The following is a 2,810-nucleotide window of genomic DNA, read 5'->3' as shown; positions in this document are numbered from 1 at the left end:
TAAAGAGAACCCAATTCCTTGTAAAGTATATTACAATCAAAATATCAAAAATTGCAAGAAAATAGAGCCTTCAAACGACAACAATCTAACTATAAATAAAGATACGCTTTATGTACCAGTCGCTACAACTACAAAAGCTTTTGAAAACGGGATATTCCCAAGCTACTTGTTTGGAGAAGCCGAACGTATAAATAAAGCTATAGTAGAAAACAAAACTGCAAAAACTGAGGTTTCCTTAAAAGAGCTTGGAATTAAAACCACCACAATAGAAGGGGTCTCCAATTTAAATTACACAATACCAATTGACACTGCTAAGCTGGGAGGTATTCCAAAAAATCTTTATTTCAGGCTTTTAATAACACATACACCTATAAATAAAAATAGTGGTGAAGAATTAAGAATATATTTAAATAACAATATGATTGCCGCTTATTTTATAAGAAATAATAAAAATAGTTTTGATATAAAAATACCAACAGATGAACTTAGCTATGGCAAAAATTACTTAAATATAAACTTGGTTGGTTCTGTTGATTCTGAGAATTCAAATACATGTAGCGGCAATATACCTAGACTAGCTTTTACCATATTTGATAGTTCCTATTTTTATTGGGATAAGCTAAAAAATAAACCAAAAAATATATCTGATTTCTTAAAAGATATGCATGGTAATGTAGCTTTTATAATAAAAGATGAGAACTTCTATCCTTTAGCCACCAAACTATCTACAGACTTGGCAGATTACGACAAAAGTATATCTAGTATATCAATAAACCCAAAAAATTTATCAAAATACGATTTTGTAATAATGTTTGAAAGCCCTAAAGACACCGCTAACATGCCAATAGAACTAAACAAAGGAGATTTTGAAATATTTAATCCCCTTACAAAAAAGGTTATATTTTCATCAACCCCATCCGAGGCTTTTGCAGTTATGATGGTAAAAATAATAGACAATAAGCCAACGTTAGTATTTTCTTACTATAAAGATCCTTCTGGTATAAATGATGTATTTAAATATCACTTTTCAGAGTTTTTTGGACTAGTTGGTAATACAGCTATAGCTACAAAGGATTTTATATCATCCTACGAAGTTGGTCAAAAGCTAAGAATAAAATACAAGTACTCAAAAGGTTTAAGTTACTATTGGAATAAGTACAAACTCTGGATAATAATTTTACTCACTTTACCTGTAACTATATTTTTAGCTTATACTTATGTAAAGCTAACAAGGAGGAAAACATGAAACCTAAAATAATACTTTTTTTATCCGTACCGTTTATAGCTCTGGCTTCTTCTTGGGTTCAGCCAAAAGGCGGTATTTTCTTATCACCAAGCTATAATTACTATAGTGCCAATGAGTATTATGATAACAATGGAAACAAAAAACCCATGGGTTGCACTTTCAAAGAAAGCGAGTACCAGTTATACGGAGAATATGGGCTTACAAATAAAACTACCGTTACTTTCAAAATACCTTACGATTATCTAAGCTGTGGAGGAAATTCAACTTCTGGTTTTGGAGATTTTGAGACAGGATTTATAAGACAAATAAAAAAAGGTGTAGACTACTCTTTTTCATACTACGGCACAGCTATAATTCCAACAGGATATTCAATAGATAAAAATTTAAGGCTTGGATACGGAAGGTTTGGGTTAGAAGGTGGAGGGCTGTTTGGATTTTATGGAAAGTTTGGTTTTGTCGATTCTGGGCTTGGCTATAGATATTATTTTGGGTATCCATCTTCTCAATTAAGATCTTACGCTACCGCCGGACTTAACATATACAAACATATTCAGCTTATAAGCACGCTAAACCTACAGCTTGGTCTTGGCAATGGAAAACAAAAACAAGTAGGACAAAACATACTATTAGAGCCAAATTACAAGTTAGCTCAGATATATATAGGTCCTCGCATCATTTTTGGGAATGTATCTTTTGTAGCTACTTATCAATACGTCTTTTGGGGAGAAAATACCGGTGTAGGGAAAGGCTTAAACTTTAGTTTATGGTGGAATTTTTAGCTTTTAAAACATAAAATATGAAAATAGGAGAATTTCTTGTACAAAAGAATCTGATAACAGAAGAGCAGCTTGAAGAAGCTCTTTATTATCAAGAAAAGTATGGTGGAAGGCTTGGGTGGATTTTAGCATCCCTTGGATATATCAATAGGCTCGACTTGTTTAAAGCGTTTGCAGAGCATTTTGGAATTGAATTTTTATATGATTTAGAACAAATTAAAAGCTTGATAGATAAAGATTTCCTTCTAAAATTCAACCCTTATGAACTTTCCCAATATGAAGTAATCCCAGCTAAAAATATAGACAACAAAATCATTCTTCTAACGTCAAATCCTGAAAGTTATAAGTTGGATAACTTTATAAAAAAATATTTCCCAAATAAAAATATTGAAAAAATAATCATAACAGATTTAGACCTTATAAAAATTTTGGAAATCTATTTTAAAGAAAATTTTATAGATAGAGCTGTGCATGGATTGCTATACATGAGCCCACAATATTCTGCCTCTATGGTTTTTTCAAAAGGACAAGTGTTTTTGATGGGTTTATTCTTATACGCCTCCCTTTTATGGATCTATAAAAATCCTATTTCTTACTTCACATTTATTCTTCTTATAACTCAATTATTCTATCTACTCGCTATAGGCTTTAAATTTATAGTAAGCTTGGCAGGTACAAAATCAGAAATACAACAAACCGTAACAGACAATGAGGTAAAAGCTCTTAGCGAAGAAAATCTCCCAGTTTATACAGTATTGGTACCTGTATATAAAGAACCAGAAGTTATT

The 2,810-nt window shown here is 31.4% G+C and carries 2 protein-coding genes and 1 pseudogene; all 3 read left to right on the top strand.

Features of this window, described 5'->3' with window-relative positions; translation table 11 throughout:
- Positions 1–1,246: hypothetical protein (locus ACP5S8_RS08030; RefSeq protein WP_461876424.1), on the top strand; the 1,246-nt coding region annotated here is incomplete at its 5' end.
- Positions 1,243–2,025, top strand: coding sequence for a hypothetical protein (locus ACP5S8_RS08025; RefSeq protein WP_461876423.1), 783 nt, complete (start codon positions 1,243–1,245; stop codon positions 2,023–2,025). The genes ACP5S8_RS08030 and ACP5S8_RS08025, both read left to right, overlap by 4 nt.
- Positions 2,026–2,042: 17 nt before the next feature.
- Positions 2,043–2,810 (top strand): annotated as a pseudogene (locus ACP5S8_RS08020) (hypothetical protein); the annotation flags it as partial.

Origin of the sequence: Hydrogenobaculum sp. (assembly GCF_049967395.1) — a bacterium.
Taxonomy (GTDB): Bacteria; Aquificota; Aquificia; order Aquificales; family Aquificaceae; genus Hydrogenobaculum.
This window is presented reverse-complemented; position numbering and strand designations above follow the sequence as displayed.